The organism is Saccharopolyspora sp. NPDC002686 (assembly GCF_040295745.1).
Taxonomy (GTDB): Bacteria; Actinomycetota; Actinomycetes; order Mycobacteriales; family Pseudonocardiaceae; genus Saccharopolyspora; species Saccharopolyspora oryzae.
Genome location: NZ_JBEOVY010000031.1, coordinates 1 through 22,485, shown reverse-complemented (window position 1 = coordinate 22,485; position 22,485 = coordinate 1). Strand labels below are relative to the sequence as shown.

General features: G+C 70.0%; 20 protein-coding genes and 1 pseudogene. 13 read left to right on the top strand and 8 right to left on the bottom strand.

The features are described 5' to 3' along the window. Positions 1-214 precede the first annotated feature (214 nt). Genes ABTZ89_RS06645 through ABTZ89_RS06635 form a run of 3 tightly spaced genes read right to left on the bottom strand, consistent with a single transcriptional unit; the run spans position 215 to position 3,860 of the window. Positions 215-1,219, bottom strand: coding sequence for a substrate-binding domain-containing protein (locus ABTZ89_RS06645; RefSeq protein WP_270948885.1), 1,005 nt, complete (start codon positions 1,217-1,219; stop codon positions 215-217). 23 nt (positions 1,220-1,242) lie between these two features. Then, complete coding sequence (locus tag ABTZ89_RS06640) at positions 1,243-2,274, bottom strand: ABC transporter permease (RefSeq protein ID WP_270948887.1); 1,032 nt, start codon at positions 2,272-2,274, stop codon at positions 1,243-1,245. Further along, the gene (locus ABTZ89_RS06635; protein ID WP_351041008.1) at positions 2,271-3,860 is read right to left on the bottom strand and encodes a sugar ABC transporter ATP-binding protein; all 1,590 of its coding nucleotides are present in this window, start codon (positions 3,858-3,860) and stop codon (positions 2,271-2,273) included. Before ABTZ89_RS06635 ends, ABTZ89_RS06640 begins: the two co-directional genes overlap by 4 nt. 240 nt (positions 3,861-4,100) lie before the next feature. Between ABTZ89_RS06635 and ABTZ89_RS06630 the strand changes: the two genes are divergently transcribed. Further along, positions 4,101-5,012, top strand: a complete 912-nt coding sequence (locus ABTZ89_RS06630) for a DUF6542 domain-containing protein (RefSeq protein WP_351041005.1) — start codon at positions 4,101-4,103, stop codon at positions 5,010-5,012. A gap of 81 nt (positions 5,013-5,093) precedes the next feature. Here the strand turns inward: ABTZ89_RS06630 and ABTZ89_RS06625 are convergent, their stop codons facing one another. Beyond that, a complete protein-coding gene (locus ABTZ89_RS06625) occupies positions 5,094-6,113 on the bottom strand; it encodes a 4-hydroxy-3-methylbut-2-enyl diphosphate reductase (protein WP_270948892.1) in 1,020 nt (339 codons plus the stop codon). Positions 6,114-6,462: 349 nt separating this feature from the next. Here ABTZ89_RS06625 and ABTZ89_RS06620 point away from each other — a divergent pair, with 349 nt between their 5' ends. Genes ABTZ89_RS06620 through ABTZ89_RS06605 form a run of 4 tightly spaced genes read left to right on the top strand, consistent with a single transcriptional unit; the run spans position 6,463 to position 8,836 of the window. Next, the gene (locus ABTZ89_RS06620; RefSeq protein ID WP_270948894.1) at positions 6,463-6,900 is read left to right on the top strand and encodes a lipid droplet-associated protein; all 438 of its coding nucleotides are present in this window, start codon (positions 6,463-6,465) and stop codon (positions 6,898-6,900) included. Positions 6,901-6,934: 34 nt separating this feature from the next. Beyond that, positions 6,935-8,161 carry an exodeoxyribonuclease VII large subunit gene (xseA, locus tag ABTZ89_RS06615; protein WP_270948915.1) on the top strand — a complete coding sequence of 409 codons (1,227 nt, stop codon included), beginning with the start codon at positions 6,935-6,937 and terminating at the stop codon, positions 8,159-8,161. A 16-nt stretch (positions 8,162-8,177) separates the two neighbouring features. Further along, positions 8,178-8,585 carry a hypothetical protein gene (locus tag ABTZ89_RS06610; RefSeq protein ID WP_270948895.1) on the top strand — a complete coding sequence of 136 codons (408 nt, stop codon included), beginning with the start codon at positions 8,178-8,180 and terminating at the stop codon, positions 8,583-8,585. Then, positions 8,582-8,836, top strand: coding sequence for an exodeoxyribonuclease VII small subunit (locus ABTZ89_RS06605; RefSeq protein ID WP_270948896.1), 255 nt, complete (start codon positions 8,582-8,584; stop codon positions 8,834-8,836). Before ABTZ89_RS06610 ends, ABTZ89_RS06605 begins: the two co-directional genes overlap by 4 nt. A gap of 445 nt (positions 8,837-9,281) precedes the next feature. On the opposite strand, the gene ABTZ89_RS06600 is transcribed toward ABTZ89_RS06605, so the two are convergent. After that, positions 9,282-9,866: a DUF4245 domain-containing protein gene (locus ABTZ89_RS06600; protein WP_351041000.1), complete on the bottom strand. Its 585-nt coding sequence runs from the start codon at positions 9,864-9,866 to the stop codon at positions 9,282-9,284. A 179-nt stretch (positions 9,867-10,045) separates the two neighbouring features. Between ABTZ89_RS06600 and glpX the strand changes: the two genes are divergently transcribed. Then, positions 10,046-11,083: a class II fructose-bisphosphatase gene (gene glpX, locus ABTZ89_RS06595; RefSeq protein ID WP_270948899.1), complete on the top strand. Its 1,038-nt coding sequence runs from the start codon at positions 10,046-10,048 to the stop codon at positions 11,081-11,083. Positions 11,084-11,286: 203 nt separating this feature from the next. Continuing rightward, positions 11,287-12,033 (top strand): S1 family peptidase, encoded by a 747-nt coding sequence (locus tag ABTZ89_RS06590; RefSeq protein ID WP_270948900.1) that lies wholly within the window; start codon positions 11,287-11,289, stop codon positions 12,031-12,033. 98 nt (positions 12,034-12,131) lie between these two features. On the opposite strand, the gene ABTZ89_RS06585 is transcribed toward ABTZ89_RS06590, so the two are convergent. After that, positions 12,132-13,112 (bottom strand): NAD(P)/FAD-dependent oxidoreductase, encoded by a 981-nt coding sequence (locus tag ABTZ89_RS06585; RefSeq protein ID WP_351040996.1) that lies wholly within the window; start codon positions 13,110-13,112, stop codon positions 12,132-12,134. A gap of 198 nt (positions 13,113-13,310) precedes the next feature. Between ABTZ89_RS06585 and ABTZ89_RS06580 the strand changes: the two genes are divergently transcribed. From ABTZ89_RS06580 to ABTZ89_RS06555, 6 genes are all read left to right on the top strand, one after another. Further along, positions 13,311-14,069 carry a S1 family peptidase gene (locus ABTZ89_RS06580; RefSeq protein ID WP_270948916.1) on the top strand — a complete coding sequence of 253 codons (759 nt, stop codon included), beginning with the start codon at positions 13,311-13,313 and terminating at the stop codon, positions 14,067-14,069. 163 nt (positions 14,070-14,232) lie between these two features. Further along, entirely contained in the window at positions 14,233-15,627 is a 1,395-nt protein-coding gene (locus ABTZ89_RS06575) for a class II fumarate hydratase (protein ID WP_270948902.1), read from the top strand. Positions 15,628-15,714: 87 nt separating this feature from the next. Beyond that, on the top strand, positions 15,715-17,223 hold the full coding sequence (locus tag ABTZ89_RS06570) for an ATP-dependent DNA ligase (RefSeq protein WP_351040993.1): 1,509 nt from the start codon (positions 15,715-15,717) through the stop codon (positions 17,221-17,223). 12 nt (positions 17,224-17,235) lie between these two features. Beyond that, entirely contained in the window at positions 17,236-17,649 is a 414-nt protein-coding gene (locus tag ABTZ89_RS06565; RefSeq protein WP_351040991.1) for a DUF4288 domain-containing protein, read from the top strand. Positions 17,650-17,806: 157 nt separating this feature from the next. After that, positions 17,807-18,364 (top strand): hypothetical protein, encoded by a 558-nt coding sequence (locus ABTZ89_RS06560; RefSeq protein ID WP_351040988.1) that lies wholly within the window; start codon positions 17,807-17,809, stop codon positions 18,362-18,364. A gap of 291 nt (positions 18,365-18,655) precedes the next feature. After that, complete coding sequence (locus ABTZ89_RS06555) at positions 18,656-20,095, top strand: GuaB1 family IMP dehydrogenase-related protein (RefSeq protein ID WP_270948906.1); 1,440 nt, start codon at positions 18,656-18,658, stop codon at positions 20,093-20,095. Between the two features lie 43 nt (positions 20,096-20,138). Here the strand turns inward: ABTZ89_RS06555 and phoH2 are convergent, their stop codons facing one another. Further along, positions 20,139-21,518, bottom strand: coding sequence for an RNA 5'-3' helicase PhoH2 (phoH2, locus tag ABTZ89_RS06550; protein WP_502949514.1), 1,380 nt, complete (start codon positions 21,516-21,518; stop codon positions 20,139-20,141). Between the two features lie 443 nt (positions 21,519-21,961). Beyond that, positions 21,962-22,485 (bottom strand): annotated as a pseudogene (locus ABTZ89_RS06545) (DUF885 domain-containing protein); the annotation flags it as partial.

The following is a 22,485-nucleotide window of genomic DNA, read 5'->3' as shown; positions in this document are numbered from 1 at the left end:
ATTCACCCGATCTGATGGTCACCGGGCGCGATCTCGCCGACAACCACCATCCAGGTGTATTGCCCGATTCCAGCAAAAGGCCGTGCCACCAAATAAATCGGTTCGGCACGGCAAGTATCCACATCGGACGGCGTGAGCCGCGGTTCACCCGACTTCGGGTGCGTGGGCGCGAATCCGGCCGCCGCGCCGGAGCGCGGCGACCGGATCGGCGGGGTCAGCTCTGGTTCAGCCGGGCGTAGACCTCGGCGGCGTTGTCCTTGGTGACCAGTTCGGTCGGCAGGGTCTGCGTCTTCGGCACCTGCTGGCAGTCGACCAGCAGCTTCTTGGCCGCCTCCACGGCTTCAGCACCACCGGTCGGGTACAGGTTGGTGGCCTGCAGACGACCCTCCTCGACGGCCTTGATGCCGCCGGAGGGGATCGGCAGCCCGTCGATGCCGACGAACTTCAGGTCGTTGCGACCGGCGGCCTGCGCGGCCAGGTACGCGCCTTCGGCCATCGGGTCGTTCTGCGAGTACACCGCCTGGATGTCCGGGTGCGCCTTGAGCAGCGCGTCCATCTTCTCCTGGCCGACCGAGCGCTCCCACTCGCCGTCCGCGGTGTCCACGATCTCGATCTTCGAGCCCGCGATGCCCTCCTTGAAGCCCTTTTCGCGCTCCGCGGCCGGGGTCGAGCCGGACAGGCCCTTGATCTGCACGATCTTGCCGCCCTGCGGCAGCAGCGTGTTCTTGAAGTACTCGCCCGCCTGGCGCCCGATCTGCACGTTGTCCGCGCCGATGTAGGTGGTGAAGGCCTCGCCGTCGACCTTGCGGTCCAGCACCACGACCGGAATTCCCTTGTTGTAGGCCTTCTTCACCACGTCGGTCAGCGGCGTGGCCTCGTTCGGCGAGATCATCAGCAGGTCGACCTGCTTGGTCACGAAGTTCTCGACGTCGCTGATCTGCTTGGAGTTGTCCTTGGCCGCGTCGGAGAACTGCACGTCGAACTGCGGCACCTTGCCCGCCGCGTTGCGGATGTCGTCGTCCATCCGGACCCGGTAGGGCTCGGCGAGGTTGGCCTGGCTCATCCCGATCGTGTACTTGCCACCCGGGCCCTTGCAGTTCTTGGTGGGATCCTGCTGCTGCACCTGCCCGCTGTTCTCGCTGGTGGTGCCGCAACCGGCGGCAGCGAGCGCGAATGCGGCGCAGGTGGCTGCGACCAACGACCTCGTTGTCTTGCGCATCGTGCTTCCTCCCGGATGTTGGTTCACGACGTGGGGCGCAGCCGCTGCAGCGCCGCCGCCGCGACGATCACCAGACCCTTGATGAGCAGTTGCAGATCGGTGTTGACGCTGTTCAGGCTCAGGATGTTGTTCAGGATGCCGAGCAGCAGCGCACCGGCGATGGTGCCGATGACCGAGCCGCGGCCACCGGCGAGGCTGGTGCCGCCGACGACCACCGCGGCGATCCCGTCCAGCTCGTAGGCGATGCCGTCGTTCGGGCTGCCCGCGTTGAGCTGTCCGGCGTGCACGATCCCGGCCAGCGCAGCGCAGAACCCGGAGATGGCGAACGCGACGATCTTGACCCGGTTCACCGGCACACCGGACAGCCGCGCGGCCTTCTCGTTGCCGCCGATGGCGTAGAGGTGCCGCGAGTACGCGCTGCTCCGCAGGAACAGGATCGCGGCCACCGCCACCACGGCGAAGATCAGCACCGGGATCGGCACCACACCGCCGAACGTGCGCTCGCCGAGCAGCGAGAACAGCATCGGCGCCTGCCCCGGCCCGTCCCCGTAGGAGATCTGCACGGTCTCGCCGCCGGACCACATGCGCGCCAGTCCGCGCGCGATCTGCAACCCGGCCAGCGTGACGATGAACGCCTGCACCCCCAGCAGCGCGACCGCGGTCCCCTGCAGCGCACCGAAGACGATGCCGGCGATCAGCACCAGCACGACGGCCGCCCACACCCCGAGGCCGTCCTCCACCATCAGCACGGCCGAGCCGACCGCGGCCAGGCCGAGCACCGACCCCACGGACAGGTCGATGCCGCCGATCAGGATCACGAAGGTCAAGCCGACCGCGATGATCCCGATCTCCGACACCGCGCGCACGATGTTGAACAGGTTGTCGCTGGTCAGGAAGAGGATCTGCCCCTCGTCGTTGCGGGGCGAGAAGATCACCGCGGCGAGGAACACCGCGACCAGTCCGAAGAAGCTCTGGAACCGGAACAGCGTCTCGACGGTGCTCGTCCGCTTCTGCGGCGCGGCCGCCGAAGGCCGCTCCGCCGTCTGGTTGCTCACCTCGCGCCTCCCCCGGTGCTCTGCGGCCCGGTGCCGACCACCGGGTCGGACCCATCGCCCGACCGCTCGCCCATCGCGGCGGCCAGCAGTTCGGCCTCGCCGGCCTGCGCGGTGTCGAACTCGGCGACGCTGCGGCCACCGCGCAGCACCACCACCCGGTGGCAGACGCCGACGAGCTCCGGCAGCTCCGAGGACGCCAGCAGCACCCCGATGCCGCGTTCGGCGATCTCGCCGAGCAGCTGGTAGATCTCCGCCTTCGCGCCGATGTCCACCCCGCGGGTGGGATCGTCCAGCAGCAGCAGCCGGGGTTCGGTCAGCAACATCCGGCCGAACACGACCTTCTGCTGATTGCCACCCGACAGGGTGCCGACCGGGTCGAGGATCCGGCCGAGCTTGACCTTGAGCTGCCGCACGCTGCTCTCGGTGGTGGCCACCTCCTTGCGGCGGCGGACCAGCCCCAGCGGCCCCAGCTTGTCGAGCACCGACAGCACCGTGTTGGCCAGCACCGAGTGCTCCAGCACCAGCCCGGAACTCCTGCGGTCCTCCGGCACGAAGGCGATGCCCTCGCGCAGCGCACGGCGCGGACCCCTCGGCCGCACCGGGCGCCCGTCGAGGGTCACCTCCCCCTCCCACGTGCCGGAGGACCCCGCCCCGAACAGCGTTTCCAGCAGTTCGGTGCGTCCTGCGCCGAGCAACCCGCAGAGCCCGACGATCTCCCCGCGGCGCACGGTCAGATCGATGCCCGCGGGTTCCCGGCGGCCCACCTTCGGTCGGCGCGGGCGCACGGCGAAGCCCGACACCGCCAGCAGCTCCTCGCCCACCTCGTGCTGCTCGGTCTGGAACCTGGTCTTCACCGAGCGGCCCACCATCGCCTCGGCGGCCTGCTCGGCGGTCAGCTCCCGGGCGTCGAACTCGGCGACCTTGCGGCCGTTGCGCAGCACGGTGGCACGGTCGGCCACCCGGCCGATCTCGTCCATCCGGTGCGAGATGTAGACGATGCCGGTGCCGCTGCGGCGCAGCTCGGCGATCACCGCGAACAGCCGCTCCACCTCGGTGCTGGACAGCGCCGAGGTCGGCTCGTCCATGATCAGCACCTTCGCGTCCAGCAGCAGCGCGCGGGCGATGGTGACCAGCTGCTGCTCGCCGACGCGCAGTTCGCCGACCGGGCGCTGCGGGTCCAGCTCCATGCCGGTGCGGCGCAGCAGCTCCCGGGTGCGGTCGGCCATCTTCCGGCGGTCGACCGCGCCGAAGCGGTTGCGCGGCTCGCGCCCGAGGTGGAGGTTCTCCGCGACGCTGAGCGCCGGGACCAGGTCGAGCTCCTGGTGGATCATCGCGACCCCGGCGTGCTGGGCGTCGGCCGGTTTGCCGAACTGGACCTGCCGGCCCTCGATCGAAATCGATCCAGCGTGATCGGTGACGTCACCGGACAGCACCTTCATCAGCGTGCTCTTGCCGGCGCCGTTCTCCCCCAGCAGCGCGTGCACCTCACCGGCGAGGACCGACAGGTCCACGTCGTCGCACGCCAGCACACCCCCGTAGCGCTTGCTGATGCCGGCCATTTCGACCAGCGGTGGCGCTGTGCCCATGAGCCTCCCGTCACGCCGTTCGCGGAACGCGAGAAAACGATTGCTCGGACGCTAAAATGCTCACGCTACTTGTGTCAAGGTTCACACACCCGGCCAAGCGACAGCTCGCCCGATGATCGGCACGAACATCGCATTCCGGTCATCGCGGGGCCGGAATCGCCGGAACCGAACGTGGGGTAATCCGCAAGTTCTGGAAGAGGGCTCTACGCCCGGCGTACTGGACCGTTACCGTTGTGACTCGTGACCGCGATCCGCGAGAGCCAGAGCTCCTCCCCCGGCAACGGCTTGCCTCCCTGGTCGGCGCGCTCGGCCTTCCGCTCGGCCGGAGTGCCGCTGTGGGTTGCCGTGCTGCTGGCCGCAGTGCCCACCGCGATCGGCACCGTGCTGGACATCCTGATCTGGAGCCAACCCGGCATCCTGTTCAAGGCGTGCTTCTTCGTCGGGAGCGTGCTGGGTGTGCTGCTGGTCAAGCGGCGCAACGTCTTCGGTCCGATGGTGCAGCCGCCGCTGGTCCTGGTCATCGTGATGCCGCTGCTGGTGCTGTTGACCGGGTCCGGTGCCGCCGCGGGTGCGGGCTTCACCGGCAAGGCGCTCGCGGTAGCGCGCCCGTTGATCAGCAGCTTCCCGATCATGGCCGGGGCCACGATCGTCGCTCTGGGTATCGGGCTCGTCCGCATGTTCGTTACGGAGAAGCCCGGCAAGCGCCCCGAGGACGCCGACCCCGATGCGGCCACCAAGAAGCGGCGCCTGCCCAACCCGCCCCGCAAGCCCGCAGGTGAAGAGCGCAAGCGGCGCCCCGAGGAGCGCAAGCCCCGTGGTGAGGACGGACGTCCGAAACGCGGTGAGCGGCGCGAGCGGCCTGAACGAGGTGAACGGCCCGAGCGCGCGGAGCGCGGTGAGCGCGGACGCGCGCAGGCGCCAGGACGGCCGCGGCGGGAGGAGCCGCCGCGACGCGGCGACGCGCCCCGGCGAGGCGAAGCCGCGCCCGGGCGCCCGCGCGGAGCGGAAGGCCGGCCGGCGGAGCGGGCCGTGCCGCCGCGGCGGGGCGCAGCCCCGCGGCAGGCGCCGGGACGGCCGCGGCCGGCGGAGCCGCCGCAGGGCGAGCCGCCGAGGCGAGCCCGGAGGCCGCGACGCGACGAGCGGTACGGATGAGGACTTCAGCAGACGTGAAAAAGGCACCCGGCGGATCGGCCGGGTGCCTTTTTTCAGGTCTGGTTCGTCACCGGATCCGGGTCAGCGGACGCCCCGGGGCTTGTCCGGGTTGCTGTCCAGGTCCTTGCGGAGCTCCCGCGGCAGGGCGAAGGTGACCTTCTCGTTGGCCGTGGTGACCTCGTCGACCTGGTTCCAGCCGCGCTCCGCCAGGTGGTCCAGGACCTGCATGACCAGCACGTCCGGCACCGAGGCACCGCTGGTCACGCCGACCGTGGTGACGCCCTCCAGCCAGGCCTCGTCGATCTGCGAGGCGAAGTCCACCAGGTGCGAGTCCGACGCGCCGGCCTGCAGGGCGACCTCGACCAGGCGCTTGGAGTTCGAGGAGTTCTGCGAGCCGACCACGATCACCAGGTCGCACTCCGGCGCCATCGCCTTCACCGCGTGCTGGCGGTTGGAGGTGGCGTAGCAGATGTCGTCGCTCGGCGGCGCCTGCAGATCCGGGAACCGCTCCTTGAGCTGGTCCACCCGCTCCATCGTCTCGTCCACGCTGAGCGTGGTCTGCGACAGCCACACGACCTTGTTCGGGTCGCGGACCTCCACCTTGTCGACGTCCTCCGGCTTGTCGACCAGCTGCACGCGGTCCGGGTCCTCACCGGCGGTGCCCTCGACCTCCTCGTGGCCCTCGTGGCCGATCAGCAGGATGTCGTAGTCCTCGCGGGCGAACCGGTGGACCTCCTTGTGCACCTTGGTGACCAGCGGGCAGGTCGCGTCGATGGTGCGGAGGTTGCGCTTGGCCGCCTCCTCGTGCACCGCCGGGGACACGCCGTGCGCCGAGAACACCACGAGCGCGCCCTCGGGCACCTCGTCGGTCTCGTCCACGAAGATCACGCCGCGCTCGGACAGCGTGTCCACCACGTGCCGGTTGTGCACGATCTCCTTGCGCACGTAGATCGGTGCGCCGTAGGTCTCGAGCGCTTTCTCGACGGTGACCACCGCGCGGTCGACACCTGCGCAGTACCCACGCGGCTTGGCCAGCAGAACGCGCTTGGTCGGCCCGGCGTCCTGGTCAACGAGGTCAGTGGCCTCGGGCGAGGTCGTCATGCCCCCAAGGGTACGGACCTACCCCGCAACGCTCAGAACCTGTCTTCGCTCATTTTGCGTAGCGGTGCAGGTAGCGGAACCTCAGACGCCGTCTGATCTCCGGGATCCCCGACTCATGTATGACCAATACACAGCACTGGGGCTGTCCTCGTCAGACGACGCCTGAGAACCCGCGGCGGTGCAAGCTGCGAGGGTGGGCTAAACGCCTCCGGCGTTTCAAGACCAAGGACGAGCGTTCAGCCTCGCGCCCGACCTGGCGGACGCAGATCACGTCGCCGGGCCGCGGGGCTGATCACAGTAGTGCGGTGAGGTGATGGCTTCCCGGGGTCAAGTGCGGCAGGCTGGGCACATGTCTTCGTTTCCGCTGCCGGTGCGAGTCGCCGCGGGGCTGGCGGCCACCGCCGTCGAACAGGCCCGTCACCTGCCGACCACGCTGCTCGGGCTGCCGGTCACCGTGGCCAGCCAGGCGCTGCAGGCGTCGATGCGGGTCCAGCAGCAGATCACCGAACTGGCGATCAAGGGCGACGAGGCGCTCGCCGTGCTGCGCACCCCGGAGGAGCAGCCCGCCTGGGCGACCTTCGACGAGGACGAACCGGAAGCCCCCGCGGCGGAGTCCTCGCTGATCGCCGAGTACGACGAGCTGACGCTGCCCCAGCTGCGCGGCAGGCTCCGCTCGTTCGGCGAAGCGGAACTGGCCGAGCTGCTCGCCCACGAGCAGCAGCACGAGCAGCGCCCCGAGTTCCTCCGCATGCTGAAGAACCGCTTGGAACGCCTCCGCGACGAATGAGCCACGACTTCCCGACGAGATCTGAGGAGTGCAGCTGACTTCCCCGACGAGCCCCGAGGAGCCTTGGCCGGTACGGACCGTCGCGCGCAAGATCGCCGAGTGGATCAACCGCCTCGGCTCGATCTGGGTCGAGGGCCAGATCACCCAGATCTCGATGCGCCCCGGCGCCGCCACCGCGTTCCTGCAGCTGCGCGACCCGTCCGCCGACGTGTCGCTGACGCTGACCTGCTCCTCCGCGATGCTCCGCAAGATGGATCCGCCGCTGACCGACGGCAGCCGGGTCGTGGTGCACGGCAAGCCGACGTTCTTCGTCGGGCGCGGCACGCTGAGCCTGCGGGTCGACGAGATCCGCGCGGTCGGCATCGGTGAGCTGCTGGCCCGCATCGAACGGCTGCGCCAGCTGCTCAAGGCGGAGGGCCTGTTCGACCCGGCCCGCAAGCGGCCGCTGCCGTTCCTGCCGAACCGGGTCGGGCTGATCACCGGCCGCGCCTCCGCCGCCGAGCACGACGTGCTGACCAACGCGGAGCTGCGCTGGCCCGCCGTGCAGTTCGAGATCCGCAACGTCGCCGTGCAGGGCTCGAGCGCGGTGCCGCAGATCCTCGAGGCGCTGCAGGAGCTCGACAAGATGCCCGAGGTCGACGTGATCGTGCTGGCCCGCGGCGGCGGCAGCGTCGAGGACCTGCTGCCGTTCTCCGACGAAGCGCTGTGCCGCGCGGTGTCGGCCTGCCGCACGCCGGTGGTCAGCGCCATCGGGCACGAACCTGACTCGCCGCTGCTGGACCACGTCGCCGACGTGCGCTGCTCGACGCCGACCGGCGCGGGCAAGCGCGTGGTGCCCGACGTGGCCGAGGAGACCCAGCGCATCCACCAGCTGCGCGACCGCGCCCGCCGCGCCTTGCACGGATGGGTGGACCGGGAGCGGCGGCTGCTCGATGCGCTGCGCAGCCGTCCGGTGCTGGCCGATCCGCTCGGGCCGCTGGCGCAGCGCGCTGAGCAGGTGGGCATGCTGCGCGACCGCGCCCGGCGGGCGATGACCACCGCGCTCAACACCGAGCAGCACGCGCTGACCGCCACCCGATCTCGCTTGACGACCCTCGGTCCTGCGGCCACGCTGGCTCGTGGATACGCGATCGTGCAGCGCATCGAGGACGGCGCGGACGGCGTGCTCCGATCGGTCGACGAAGCCCCGCCGGGAACTCGATTGCGGGTGCGGGTCGTTGACGGTGCGATCCAGGCCGTCGTGCCGGATCGAGCAGGCTGAACAGGACGGAAGAACCGTGCACCCCGAGCTGGACCCCTCGTTCCTCCCCCTGACCGTCGGTGTCGCGCGTTCCGCGGCGACCGGTTCGCGTCAGGCCGGTGAGGTGCAGCGCCGCGCCGAAGCAGCGGACACCGCTGCGGCCGGGTGCTGGGCCGCGCTGCTCGGCGGCTGCCAGTCCGCCGATCGCCGGGACCTGCCGTCGCAGCTGCGCGCGCTGGTCGAGGCCACTTCCGGGTACGTGGGGGCCGGGTGGTGGGCGGTGTCGGCGCACCGACGTAGGGTCGCGGAGGCGCAGTTGCGCATCAACGACGCGGTGCGCGAAGGCGACGGTGCCGAGTTCGCCGAGGCGTTCGTCGGCTACGACCAGGCGATCGCCACCGCGGTGGTGTCCGTGCAGAAGAACGTGGAGAGTCCGACCCCGTGACCGCGAACGAGCAGCAGGACGAGCACTTCGACCCGGTGGCCGACTACCCGGAGATCGCTGAGCTCGGCTACGAGCAGGCCCGCGACCAGCTGGCCGATGTGGTCAAGCAGTTGGAGGCCGGCGGCCTGTCCCTCGAGGACTCCCTAGCGCTCTGGGAGCGCGGCGAAGCCCTCGCGGCGGTGTGCGAACGCCACCTCGCGGGCGCCCGCGAGCGCGTGGAACGCGCCCTCGCCGCCGTCGAACAGGAGTAACCCTCCCCCTGCCTGGCTGCCGGGTCCCGCAATTTCAATGGAAATCGAAGGTCCGATTTCCATTGAAGTTGCGGATCATCGGCATGTCCGCATCTGACACGCCGACACCTGTGCACCGCATCGCTCCGACCAACCGACGACGCACGGCCCACCTTTGAACCACAGTTTCAATTGAAACTGCGCTCGGCCGTGCCTGGGTTTTGCAGTTTCAATTGAAACTGTGGTCTCGACTTGACAACCCGCACCTTCCGGGTATAAGTGCCGCCCAGGACGGGATGTGTCGGCGTGTTGGGACCCGACACACCGACGCTTGTGGACAGGTCGTCCTGCCTGTGGAGAACTTCCGCAATTTCAATGGAAATTGGACGTCTGATTTCCATTGAATTTGCGGAACCCCCGGACCGCGGACCACGGAGCACGGGTGTGGAGCGTGAGGGACCGGGGGTCAGGGTTTGGTGGGGGCTTTGAGGGCTGCTTCGGCGAGGGTTCGGAACTCGGGTTCCGCTGCGTCTCCTGCGATCAGGAGGCGGACGCCGTTGTGGTCGGTCGCCCAGGCCTGCTCCTCGCCGACGCTCTGGTAGCGGACCCACTGCTGGCCGCCGGCTTCAACCGTGCCCAGCGCCTGCGGCGGCTGGCGGGTGTCGGCGGTGACCAGCTCTTCCTCGGCGGCCGTCGACTGGGAGAAGCGCAGGTAGTGGCCGCCGCCGGTCAGCCAGCCGACGCGCACGACCTCGGCGTGCGAGCGCAGCGTCAGCACGTTCACCGAGTTGGAGCGCCAGTTCGCCGGCAGTTCGGGGTCGAGGAGCGGGAAGTGCACGCGCGCGGACGCCCGGTCCAGCTCGGCGGGCACGTTCACGGTCGGGACCTCGACCGAGGGGCTGCCGGGGTTGAACGAGCACCGGCCCAGCAGGCCCGCCATCCCGAAGGCGATCAGGACCAGCGGGAGGATCGCGAACACCATCGCCGAAACGGTCCGGGGCGGACGCGACGGCGCCGGTTGCTGGTTGCTGGGTTCGGCCACGACCACCATGCTCTCACCAGCGGCCTTCCTGCCGGTCGGGCAGGCGCGGCCGGAGTGGGCTGGCCCACGCGATGCCTCCGACCAGGCCGCCGATCTGCGAAGATCGGAGCCAGCGAGCCTGAGCGCGGGCCTGGTCCCGTCGTGCTCGGGCAGTAGAACCCGAAGATTGATCACGACCGGGAGGCGCGATGAGCTCCAGCACCGAACGACACCGGGAAGCCCCGGACCGCAACCTCGCCATGGAACTCGTCCGCGTGACCGAAGCGGCCGCGATGGCCGCCGGACGCTGGGTCGGCCGCGGTGACAAGAACTCCGGTGACGGCGCCGCGGTGGACGCGATGCGCAAGCTCATCGGCACCGTGTCGATGCAGGGCGTCGTGGTGATCGGCGAGGGCGAGAAGGACGAAGCCCCGATGCTGTTCAACGGCGAGGAGGTCGGCAACGGCGAGGGCCCGGCGTGCGACGTCGCCGTCGACCCGATCGACGGGACCACGCTGCTCAGCAAGGGCATGCCGAACGCGCTGGCGGTGCTCGCGGTTTCCGAGCGGGGCACCATGTTCGACCCGTCCGCGGTGTTCTACATGGAGAAGATGGCCGTCGGCCCGGAGGCCGCCGGGTCCATCGACATCAGCGCGCCGATCGCGGAGAACGTGCGCCGGGTCGCCAAGGCCAAGCACATCGACGTCTCGGACGTGACGGTGTGCATCCTGGACCGTCCGCGCCACGAGCAGATCGTCAAGGAGGTCCGCGAGGCGGGTGCGCGCATCCAGTTCATCTCCGACGGCGACGTGGCCGGTGCGATCGCGGCGGCGCGCCCGGGCAGCGGCGTGGACATGCTGCTGGGCATCGGCGGCACCCCGGAGGGCATCATCTCGGCCTGCGCGCTGAAGTGCCTCGACGGCGAGATCCAGACCCGCCTGTGGCCGCGCGACGACGCCGAGCGCGCGAAGCTGCGCGAGGCCGGGCACGACGTGAACCAGGTGCTGACCACTTCGGACCTGGTGCGCGGCGACAACATGTTCTTCTGCGCCACCGGCATCACCGACGGCGCGCTGCTCAAGGGCGTGCACTACCGCGCGAACCGGTGCACCACGCAGTCGATCGTGATGCGCTCCAAGTCCGGCACCGTGCGCGTCATCGAGGGCCAGCACCGGCTGACCAAGCTGCGCGAGTACGCCGATGTGGACTACGGCGACGACTCCGCTCGCCACGGCTTGCTCCCCTGACCGGCGCTTCCGGGAAACTGGTAAATATCCCCGGGCATCGGAGCCTGCTCGGTTCTTGAAGCGGTGACCTGCTGTTTCGCAGCGGGTCACCGCTTCTCCATTTCCGGTCTCATCCCTTAGTGGGTACGTCGATGGAGCGAATCCCCTTACTGTCCGTACCCAGCCGGCCAGCGGAGCCGGGACCTCGGGAGGATTCGACGGAAATGCGGAAGCGTTCGGTTCTCATCGCCGCCCTCGCGGCCGTCGGCGCATTAGGCGCACTGGGCATGCCCGCGACTGCCCAGCCCGACGACGTCAACCCGTACATCGTCGGCGGCCACGACGCCACCGAGGAGTACTCGTTCATGGTGTCCCTGCAGCAGCAGGGTTCGCACATCTGCGGTGGCTCGCTGATCAAGCCCGACTGGGTCGTGACGGCGGCGCACTGCGTGCAGGGCGGCGGCGACTTCACCGTGCGGGTCGGCAGCAACGACCACACCACCGGTGGCGAGGAGGCCAAGGTCACCAACGTGCAGACGCACCCCTCCGGTGACATCGCGGTGTTCCAGCTGGACCACCCGTTGCAGGCGGCCCCGATCAACATCGCCTCCGCCTCCGGTGACCCGGGCACCGCCACCCGGATCATCGGCTGGGGCCAGACCTGCGGCGAGCCCGGCTGCGGCCCGGCCCCGCAGAACCTGCAGGAGCTCGACACCCAGATCGTCGACGACAACACCTGCCAGGGCATCGACGGCCAGGGCGAGATCTGCACGGACAACCCGAACGGCAACTCCGGCGCCTGCTACGGCGACTCGGGCGGCCCGCAGATCAAGGGCACCCAGGGCAACTGGGAGCTGATCGGTGCGACGAGCCGCGCCGGCAACAACGACTCGACCTGCGCCACCGGTCCGTCGATCTACACCGACGTGACCGCCTACGCGGACTGGGTCAACCAGAACACCGGCGGCTGACCAGCCCCGATCGACACGAACGCGCAACCGGGCCCCACACCGGTTGCGCGTTCGCCTTTCTCCGCCGGTCAGGGCTTCCGTGATCGAATCGGCGGAGGTCAGGTCAGGTTGGAGGAGTGGCCCGGGAAGAGGTGGGCTTCCGGGTTGAGTTCGACGGCGATGTTGTTGACCGCCGTGGCCGCTTCGCCGAATCCCGTTGCGATCAGCTTGACCTTGCCCGGGTACGCCGCAACATCGCCTGCTGCGTAGACCCGCGGCCGGTTGGTGCGCATCGTCGTGTCGACCAGGATCGCCCGCTTGTCCAGCTCCAGCCCCCACTCCTCGATGGGGCCCAGGTCGGCGGTGAAGCCCAGCGCGGCGACCACGGTCTGCGCGGGCAGCACCCGGCGCTCCGATCCGCCCACCTCGATCTCGACCTCGCGGACTCCGCTGTCGTCGCCGCGGATCTCCACCACCTCGGCCGGGGTGATCAGCGGGACGCCCAGGTCCTCGACCTTGCTGACCAGGCCCGGGTGCGCGCGGAACCGCGACCGGCGGTGCACCAGCGCGACGCTGCGCGCCACCGGGTGCAGCGCCAGGGCCCAGTCGAACGCGGAGTCCCCGCCGCCGACCACCACCACGTCGCGTCCACTGTGGATGGACAGCTCGGGGATGAAGTGCACCACGCCGCGGCCGACCCAGTCGCCACCGACGGGCAGCGGGCGCGGACTGAACTCGCCGATCCCGGCGGTGACCAGGACCGCACCCGCGAGCACCGACTCGTCGCCGACGCCGACCAGCAGTCCACCATCCACATCGGACAGCTCAACGGCGTGCTCGCCGAGCAGGTAGCGCGGGGCGTACTGATCGGCCTGCTCCACCAGCGCGGCGACCAGATCCCGGCCGCGCACCTCGGGGAACCCGGCCACATCGAAGATCATCTTCTCCGGGTACATCGCGGTCACCTGACCGCCGGGCTCGGGCAGCGCGTCCACCAGCGCCACCGACATCCCGCGAAAACCCGCGTAGTAGGCGGCGAACAGCCCCGTCGGACCCGCTCCGACGATCAGCAGATCGACCTCGTGCGACACCCCGGTCATGCCCACCACCTCGTCATCGATCGCGTGGACGAACCCAGGCTAGCCCGATCCGTCCGCGATGTCCGCGCCAGCGGCGAGATGCTGGGCCACTCCGGCGAAAGCGCTGCGGCAGTCGGCGGTACCCGCCCCGGTCCCCCGCCCATACGTTCACCGGGAACGGGGATCTCGTCGGGGAGGAATTTCGTGAAGAAGAGGTCAATGCTGCTCGCGGGCATCGCCGCGCTCGCGCTGGGCGCGGGTGTCGCGCCAGCCGCGACCGCAGCCGACGACCCGGGCGCGCTGATCGTCGGGGGCCACGACGCCACCGAGCAGTACGACTGGATGGCTTCGCTGCAGCGGGGCGGCAAGCACAGCTGCGGCGCGTCGCTGATCGACGAGCAGTGGGTGGTCACCGCCGCGCACTGCGTCCAGGACGTCACGCCGGCCGACCTCGGCCTGCGCATCGGCAGCCCGAACCAGACCACCGGCGGCACCGAGGTCGGCGTGTCCGAGATCGTGGTGCACCCGGACTACGCGACCAAGAACCCCAACGGGGACATCGCGCTGCTGAAGCTGGACCAGGCGGTGCCGGAGAAGCCGATCCAGATCGCCGACTCCTCCGGTGACGCGGGCACGCCCTCGCGCATCATCGGCTGGGGCGTGACCTGCCCGGTGCGCGGTTGCGGCCAGCCGCCGGAGCAGCTGCAGGAGCTGGACACCCAGGTCGTCCCCGACGCGCAGTGCTCGCTGAGCGGCGTCGACGCCGACACCGAGATCTGCACCGGCAGCTCGGAGCTGCTGGCCAACGCCTGCTTCGGCGACTCGGGCGGCCCGCAGCTGGAGGGCCAGCCGGGCGACTGGAAGCTCACCGGCGTCACCAGCCGCCTGGGCAGCCTGGTCCCGGTCTGCGGCACGGCGCCGTCCATCTACACGGACGCGACGGCCTACAAGTCCTGGATCAGCGACACCATCGGCTGATCCGAGCGCACCCGAAGGGCGTCTCCCCTCGTGGGAGGCGCCCTTCGCGCTGTGCGAGATGCGGCACCTTCATCGTTCCAGAAGGGGCTTTTCGGCTGGTCGCGGGCGATGAGTGGGACGGCCCACGCTGCCCCGGTGGTCATCGCGGCGGGACACTTCTGTCATGGGTGAACAGGAGTACCGGATCGAACACGACACGATGGGCGAGGTGCGGGTGCCCGCCGACGCCCTGTACCGCGCGCAGACGCAGCGGGCCGTGGAGAACTTCCCGATCTCCGGGCGCGGCCTGGAACGCGCCCAGATCCGCGCGCTCGGCCTGCTCAAGGCCGCCGCCGCCCGGGTCAACGCTCGGCTCGGAGTGCTCGACGCCGACGTCGCCGAGGCGATCGCCGCTGCGGCCGACGAGGTCGCCGAAGGCGCGCACGACGCGCACTTCCCGATCGACGTGTTCCAGACCGGCTCCGGCACGTCGTCGAACATGAACGCCAACGAGGTCATCGCGACCCTGGCCTCGCGCCGGCTGGGCCGCGACGTGCACCCCAACGACCACGTCAACGCCTCGCAGTCGTCCAACGACACCTTCCCGACGACCATCCACGTCGCCGCCACCGAAGCCGTGCTCACCGACGTCATCCCGGCGCTCGAGCACCTCGCGGCCACCGTCGAGGCCCGCGCCGCCGAGTGGACCGAGGTGGTCAAGTCCGGCCGCACGCACCTGATGGACGCGGTGCCGATCACGCTGGCCCAGGAGGCCGGTGCGTGGGCGTCGCAGGTCCGCTACGGCGTCGAGCGGCTGCGCAGCGGCCTGCCGCGGCTGGGCGAGCTGCCGATCGGCGGCACCGCCGTGGGCTCCGGCCTCAACGCGCCGGACGGCTTCGGCGAGGCGGTGTCCGCCGAGCTCGCCTCGGTCACCGGCCTGCCGCTGACCGAGGCGCGCGACCACTTCGAGGCGCAGGCCGCGCAGGACTCGGTGGTGGAGACCTCCGGTCACCTGCGCACCGTCGCGGTCAGCCTGACCAAGATCGCCAACGACCTGCGGTGGCTGGGTTCCGGCCCGCGCACCGGCCTGGCCGAGCTGGCCCTGCCGGACCTGCAGCCCGGTTCGTCGATCATGCCGGGCAAGGTCAACCCGGTGATCCCGGAGGCGACCCTCCAGGTCGTCGCGCAGGTGATCGGCAACGACGCGGCGGTGGCCTTCGCCGGATCGCAGGGCAACTTCCAGCTCAACGTGATGCTGCCGGTGATCGCCCGCAACGTCCTCGAGTCGGCCCGGCTGCTGGCCGCGGTGTCGCGCCTGCTGGCCGACAAGGTCTTCGCCGACGTGCAGGTCAACGTCGAGCAGGCCCGCGCCTACGCCGAGGGCTCGCCGTCGATCGTCACGCCGCTGAACCGCTACATCGGCTACGAGGAAGCGGCGGCGGTCGCCAAGCAGGCCCTCAAGGAGCGCAAGACGATCCGCGAGGTCGTCCTGGAGCGCGGCCACGTCGACTCCGGCAAGCTCACCGTCGAGCAGCTCGACGAAGCCCTCGACGTCCTCCGCATGGCGACCGGCAAGTGAGCTCGTGCGCACTTCGGGGCGCCCCGGCACCCCGAAGTGCGCACGAACGCCGTCGCCGTTGTCGGTGGATGCGCGCACCATGAGCGCATGGTGCTGCTCGCGGACGTGGTGACGACCTCGCGCGAAGTCGCGGCTACTCGCTCCCGCAAGGCGAAGACCGCCTCGATCGCCGGGCTGCTCGGCCGCCTGGATCCCGAGGAGGTCCGCCCGGCGACGGCCCTGCTGGCCGGTGAGCTGCCCGGCGGACGAGCCGGTGTGGGCTGGTCGACGCTGGCCGCGCTGGACGTCGAACCGGCGCCCGAGCCGACGCTGACCATCGGCGACGTGGACTCCGCGATCGACGGAGTGCGGCTGATCAGCGGTTCCGGCTCGGGACAGCGCCGCGCGGAGGCGTTGACCGGGCTGCTCGGCAAGGCGACCGCTGCCGAGCAGGAGTTCCTGGTGCGGCTGTTCGGCGGCGAGCTCCGCCAGGGCGCGCTGGAAGGCGTGATGATCGAGGCCATCGCCGCGGCCGCCCGCGTGCCGACCGAAGGGGTGCGGCGCGCGTTCATGCTCTCCGGCCGGTTGCCCGCGACCGCCGAGGCAGCTCTGCACGGCGGCGAACCGGCGCTCGGCGAGTTCCGCCTGGAGGTGGGGCGCCCGGTCCGGCCGATGCTGGCTTCGCCCGCCGAGTCCCTGGACGCCGCGCTCGCCGAGCTGGGCGAAGCGACCGTCGAGTACAAATTGGACGGTGCGCGCATCCAGGTGCACCGCGACGGCGACGAGGTGCGCGTCTACACCCGCACGCTGCGCGAGATCACCCGCAGCGTCCCGGAACTCGTCGACCTGGTGCGCGGTCTGGACTGCCGGTCGGTGGTCCTCGACGGCGAAACCCTCGCCCTCGACGACGGCGGCCGACCACGCCCGTTCCAGGAGACGATGAGCCGCTTCGGCGCGCAGAGCTCGCGAGAACTCCTGCTGCACCCGTACTTCTTCGACTGCCTGCACCTCGACGGCACCGACCTGGTCGACCTGCCGCTGCGCGACCGGCTCGACGCACTCTCGAAAGTCGCCCCGCAGCACCGGATTCCGGCCACAGCGACCGCTGAGCGCGCAGCCGCGCTGTTCGAGGAGGCGCTGGCCGACGGGCACGAAGGCGTCGTGGTCAAGGACCTCGACTCCCCCTACGCCGCCGGACGCCGCGGCCGCGCGTGGCGGAAGGTCAAACCCGAGCACACCCTCGACCTGATCGTGCTGGCCGCCGAGTGGGGTCACGGCCGGCGCCGCGGCCACCTGTCCAACCTGCACCTCGGCGCCCGCGACCCGGACGGCGGCCCACCGATCATGGTCGGCAAGACCTTCAAGGGCCTGACCGACGAACTGCTGGCCTGGCAGACCGCGGAGTTCCAGCGCCGGGAGACCCACCGCGACGACTGGACCGTGCACATCGCGCCCGAACTCGTGGTGGAGATCGAGCTGGACGGCGTGCAGACCAGCCCCCGCTACCCCGGCGGTGTCGCGCTGCGCTTCGCCCGCGTCCTGCGCTACCGGCCGGACAAGGACGCGGCATCGGCCGACAGCATCGAGGCGGTGCGCGCCCTGCTCCCCGGCAGGTGAGATCCTGGGGGCATGAGCAGTGACAACTTCGACGCGATCGGTTCGATCAACATCGGCCCCCTCGACCCGCGAGAGCTCCTGCAGGACGAGCGCGCCGTCGAGCTGGACTACTACGTCGCGGTCCTGCTCCTGGAGGCCACGTCGGACGCCGCCGACCACCAGCCGCTCTACGAGGAATCCTTCGTCCTGCTGAAGGCCGAATCGGAAGAAGAAGCCGCGGAGAAGGCCGCCGACCACGGCAAGCAGCAGGAAACCAGCTACCAGAACGAGAACCACGAACTCATCACCTGGAAGCTGAAGCAGGTGGTCGAGGTGAAACCCCTCGAAGACGCCACCTTCGACGACGGCACGGAGATCTACAGCCGCTTCTTCCGCAACTACCAGGCCTACAGCTCCTTCGAACCCCTGACGGAAGAAGAAGCGTAAAAACGCAGAGGCCGGGGTCCCGCCTCCGGCGGGGGGTCCCGGCGTACTTCCACGCACCTCGGTGCGCAGCCACCGGCGAAACTATCAGCACCGAAATCGAATCCCCTTCGGGTGTAAGGATTTGATCTCGAACTGAAGTTCCCGATTCACTGCACCCGTGTTCGTCCACCCATATGTCGATGAGTCCTACGACCTCGCCGTCGGCGTCTACATTCTCACCGCCAGCGTCGTTGACCTTATAGACGCCGAAGACATCCGCTGCACGATGCGCGGACTGCGCCGAGGAGGCGAGAAACTCCATTGGAGCAAAGAGCCCCCGCATCGCCGTGTGGAGCTCACCAAGGCTTTTAGCTCCCTAATGGTGCACAACGTAGTCGTCATCGGAAGCTCGACGCCACTGTTTCCAGAGCGCGCAAGGCGAAAGTGTCTCGAAGTCTTACTTCCTGATCTCGAAGTCCACGGTGCCGAGATCGTGACGTTTGAAACCCGCCAGAAGCACAGCAACAAGCTTGATGCAGACATGGTCGACGCTTGCCGACAGAAGCGACTTATTACTCCGCATATCCGAATAACCTTCGCACCAGGAATCAGCGAACCTCTGCTGTGGATTCCGGACATCGCATGCGGCATTGCACTCGCCGCCGAGCGCGGCAATGAAAGCTACCTGCACCAAGCGGGCGACTGCATTCGAATCATCCGCATCAACGCACGGTGAATATGAGGACCCAGAAACGCAGAGGCCGGGGTCCCGCCTCCGGCGGGTACACCCGGCGTACTTCCACGCCCCAACAGAGCATGGCTGACGCAAGTATAACAACCAGAACCACGCGGGAATCAACTTATAACCGTCAACCGTTTAGGTGATCTTGATTTGGAGGACCCCAGAAACGCAGAGGCTGCGGTCTCAGCGTACTTCCACACCCCAGCAGAGCATGGCTGAGATCAACTTAGCGCGGCTGGGGTTTTCGGGCGACTCGGGGGCGTTGAGGCCGTATGGTGGGCAGACGTGCAGTTCTTGAACGGGCAGCAGCCCACCACTGACCTGACCTACGACGACGTCTTCCTCGCGCCGCGGCGCTCCGGGGTCGAGTCCCGCTTCGACGTGGACCTGGCCACCAGCGATGGCACCGGGGCCACCCTGCCGATCGTCGTCGCGAACATGACCGCCGTGGCCGGCCGCCGGATGGCCGAGACCGTCGCCCGGCGCGGCGGGCTCGTCGTGCTGCCGCAGGACGTCGATCCGTCCGCGGTCGCCGAGATCGTCTCCTGGGTCAAGGCCCGGCACCCGGTTTGGGACACCCCGCTGGTGGTGCACGCCGACGATGCCGTGGCCGACGCGCTCAACCTCCTGCCCAAGCGCGCGCACGGCGCCGTGGTCGTCGTGGACGACGACAACCGGCCGGTCGGCGTCGTCGACGAGGCCGCGTGCACGGGCGTCGACCGGTTCGCCCGCGTCGGGGAAGTCGCCGACGAGCACCCCGTCGTGCTGCCGCTGGAGACCAAGCCGCGCGAGGTGTTCGACCAGCTGGACAAGCAGGCCCGCAACGTCGCGATCGCGGTCGACGCCGACGGCCGGCTGGCCGGGATCCTGACCCACCGCGGCGCGCTGCGCGCCGAGATCTACTCCCCCGCGCTCGACGGCGAGGGCCGGCTGCGGGTCGCCGCGGCGGTCGGCGTCAACGGCGACGTCGCGGCCAAGGCCGCCGCGCTGCTGGAGTCCGGGGTGGACGCGCTGGTCGTGGACACCGCGCACGGCCACCAGGAGAAGATGATCAGCGCGCTCAAGGCGGTCCGCTCGGTGTCGCCGCAGGTGCCGGTGGTGGCCGGGAACGTGGTGACCGCCGAAGGCGTGCGCGACCTCGTCGAAGCCGGTGCCGACGTGATCAAGGTCGGCGTCGGCCCGGGCGCGATGTGCACGACGCGGATGATGACCGGCGTCGGCCGGCCGCAGTTCTCCGCCGTCGCCGAGTGCGCGGCCGAGGCCCGCAAGCTCGGCAAGCACGTCTGGGCCGACGGCGGTGTCCGGCACCCGCGCGACGTCGCGCTGGCGCTGGCCGCGGGCGCGGCGTCGGTGATGGTCGGCTCGTGGTTCGCCGGCACCTACGAATCCCCCGGTGACCTGCAGCGCGACGAGCACGGCCGGGCTTACAAGGAGTCCTTCGGCATGGCGTCCAAGCGCGCGGTGTCGGCCCGGACGCGCACCGACAACGCCTACGACCAGGCCCGCAAGGCGCTGTTCGAAGAGGGCATCTCCAGCTCCCGGATGCGCCTGGACCCGCAGCGCCCCGGCGTCGAGGACCTCCTGGACCAGATCACCTCGGGCCTGCGCTCGTCCTGCACCTACGCGGGCGCGCGCACCCTCGAGGAGTTCTACGACCAGGCGCTGGTCGGCATCCAGTCCGCAGCCGGCTTCGCGGAGGGCCGTCCCCTCCCCACCGGCTGGTGACGAGCGGAGGGCGCCTCGGGCCGAGGCGCCCTCCACCACTTCGTCAGGGGGTGAAGTCGCCCTCCAGGAGTTCGGTGACCAGGGCTGCGATCGGGGAGCGTTCCGAGCGCGTCAGGGTGACGTGCGCGAACAGGGGATGCCCCTTGAGCTTCTCGATCACCGCGGCGACGCCGTCGTGGCGGCCGACGCGGAGGTTGTCGCGCTGGGCGACGTCGTGGGTCAGGACGACGCGGGAGTTCGCGCCGAGCCTGGAGAGCACGGTCAGCAGGACGTTGCGCTCCAGGGACTGGGCCTCGTCGACGATGACGAAGGCGTCGTGCAGCGAGCGGCCCCGGATGTGGGTGAGGGGCAGGACCTCGAGCATGCCCCGGTCCATGACCTCGTCCAGGACGTTCTCGCTGGCCAGAGCACCGAGGGTGTCGAAGACCGCTTGGGCCCACGGGGCCATCTTCTCGTTCTCGGTTCCCGGCAGGTAGCCGAGTTCTTGGCCGCCGACGGCGTAGACCGGGCGGAACACCACGACCTTCCGGTGCTGCTGGCGCTCCAGCACCGACTCCAGGCCCGCGCACAGCGCGAGCGCGGACTTGCCGGTGCCCGCTCGGCCGCCCAGCGAGACGATGCCGACCTCGGGGTCGAGCAGCAGCTCCAGGGCGATCCGCTGCTCCGCGGAGCGGCCGTGCAGGCCGAACGCCTCCCGGTCGCCGCGCACCAGCTTGACCTGCTTGTCCGCGGTCACCCGGCCCAGCGCGCTCTGCGACCCGGCCAGCAGCCGGATGCCGGTGTTCGGCGGCAGGTCCCGCGCTTCGTCGAGATCGGCGACCCCCTCCTTGAACAGCGCGTCCACCGAACCGCCCGGCACCTCGACGTCGGCCATGCCGGTCCAGCCCGACGGGACCACGTCCTGCGCCCGGTACTCCTCGGCGTCCAGCGCCACCGACGCGGCCTTGACCCGCAGCGGCATGTCCTTGGTGACCAGCGTGACCTGGTGCCCTTCGGCGGCCAGGTTCAGCGCGCAGGCCAGGATGCGGGCGTCGTTGGAGTCGGTGCGGAATCCGGGCGGAAGCACCTGCGGGTCCGAGTGGTTGAGCTCGACGTGCAGGCGTCCACCTGATGTTCCGACCGGAACCGGATGGTCCAGCCGTCCGTGCCGTATCCGGAGCTCGTCGAGCCCGCGGAGGCTCTCCCGGGCGAACCACCCCAGTTCCGGGTGGTGGCGCTTGGCCTCGAGCTCGCTGATCACCACCACCGGGAGCACCACGTCGTGCTCGGCGAAGCGGGACAACGCCCACGGATCGGACAGCAGCACCGAGGTGTCGAGCACGTACGTGCGGACCTCGGTTCTACCGGTTGGCACGGTGCGCGCGGAATCGCCGCTGAGGGCTCGGGTTTCTTCCGCTTCTGGCTGGGAACGTCGTGCGGTCACGGCTACTCCCTCGCGGGCGTGGCGTGCACACCCGCTCGTCGGCGGGCCGGGCCTGGCCCCGTCGCGCCCTGGCCGGACCGCCTCGTCCGCCGTGGCCGCAGGGCCGTGCACCGGCCCATCGCGACCAAGGTGGACGGGGTAACCGTCCGCTCCAGCCAACAGCCACGATCAGGGCCTCCCGGACGGGCCGCGTACGGACTTGCAGAAGAGAACGGCCCGTCAACAGCGCACGCTACCTGCGTGATCGCTTCTCGGCAGGCAGCCACACAGGTGATTCAGCGAATCGTCGTTTTCCCTTCATCTGCATGGGAAAACGGTGCTGGTCACGGCCCGTTCCAACGCCGCGGAGAAGCCGACCGCAGCAGGTCAGGCCGGTGCTCCACCCCGGCACCGTCCCGACACGGCCGGTGAGCGCGGCTGGTCCGTTCGCGTGAAGCCCGGCCTCACACCTGCGTGACGAGTTCGGCGCGGACGGATTCGGGCACCAGCGGCTCGTCAAGCAACCGCCGGTAACGATCGATGTGCGATGTGCTCACGGGACGCTCGTCCAGCCACCGCCGAAGCAGGCGGTAACCCTCGACGTAGGTCGTGGTGTAAGCCCGCCAGAGCGGGTCGCGCATGAACCGCACCAGGTGCCGGGCGCGCTGCTCCGGCATCAGCAGCCACCGCTGCAGGTGCGCGACGACGTCGGCCTCGTCCGCACCGCCGTGCAGCATCAGCAGCGCGTCCTGGCGGACCGGCAGCAGGTCGAGCAGCACCGCGTCGATCCGCTCCGCGAGCTCGCCGTCCAGCCGGATGCCCAGGTCGGCGAAGATCTCGGCCGCCCACAGCCCCCAACCCGACCCGACCGCGGCGTGCAACCCCAGGTCGGCGAGGCCTTCGGCGAGCACGCACTGCAGGGTGCTGATCAGCTTGAACAGGGTGTCGGTGAGCGGCACCAGCCCGGACTCGGCCAGCAGCGGTAGAC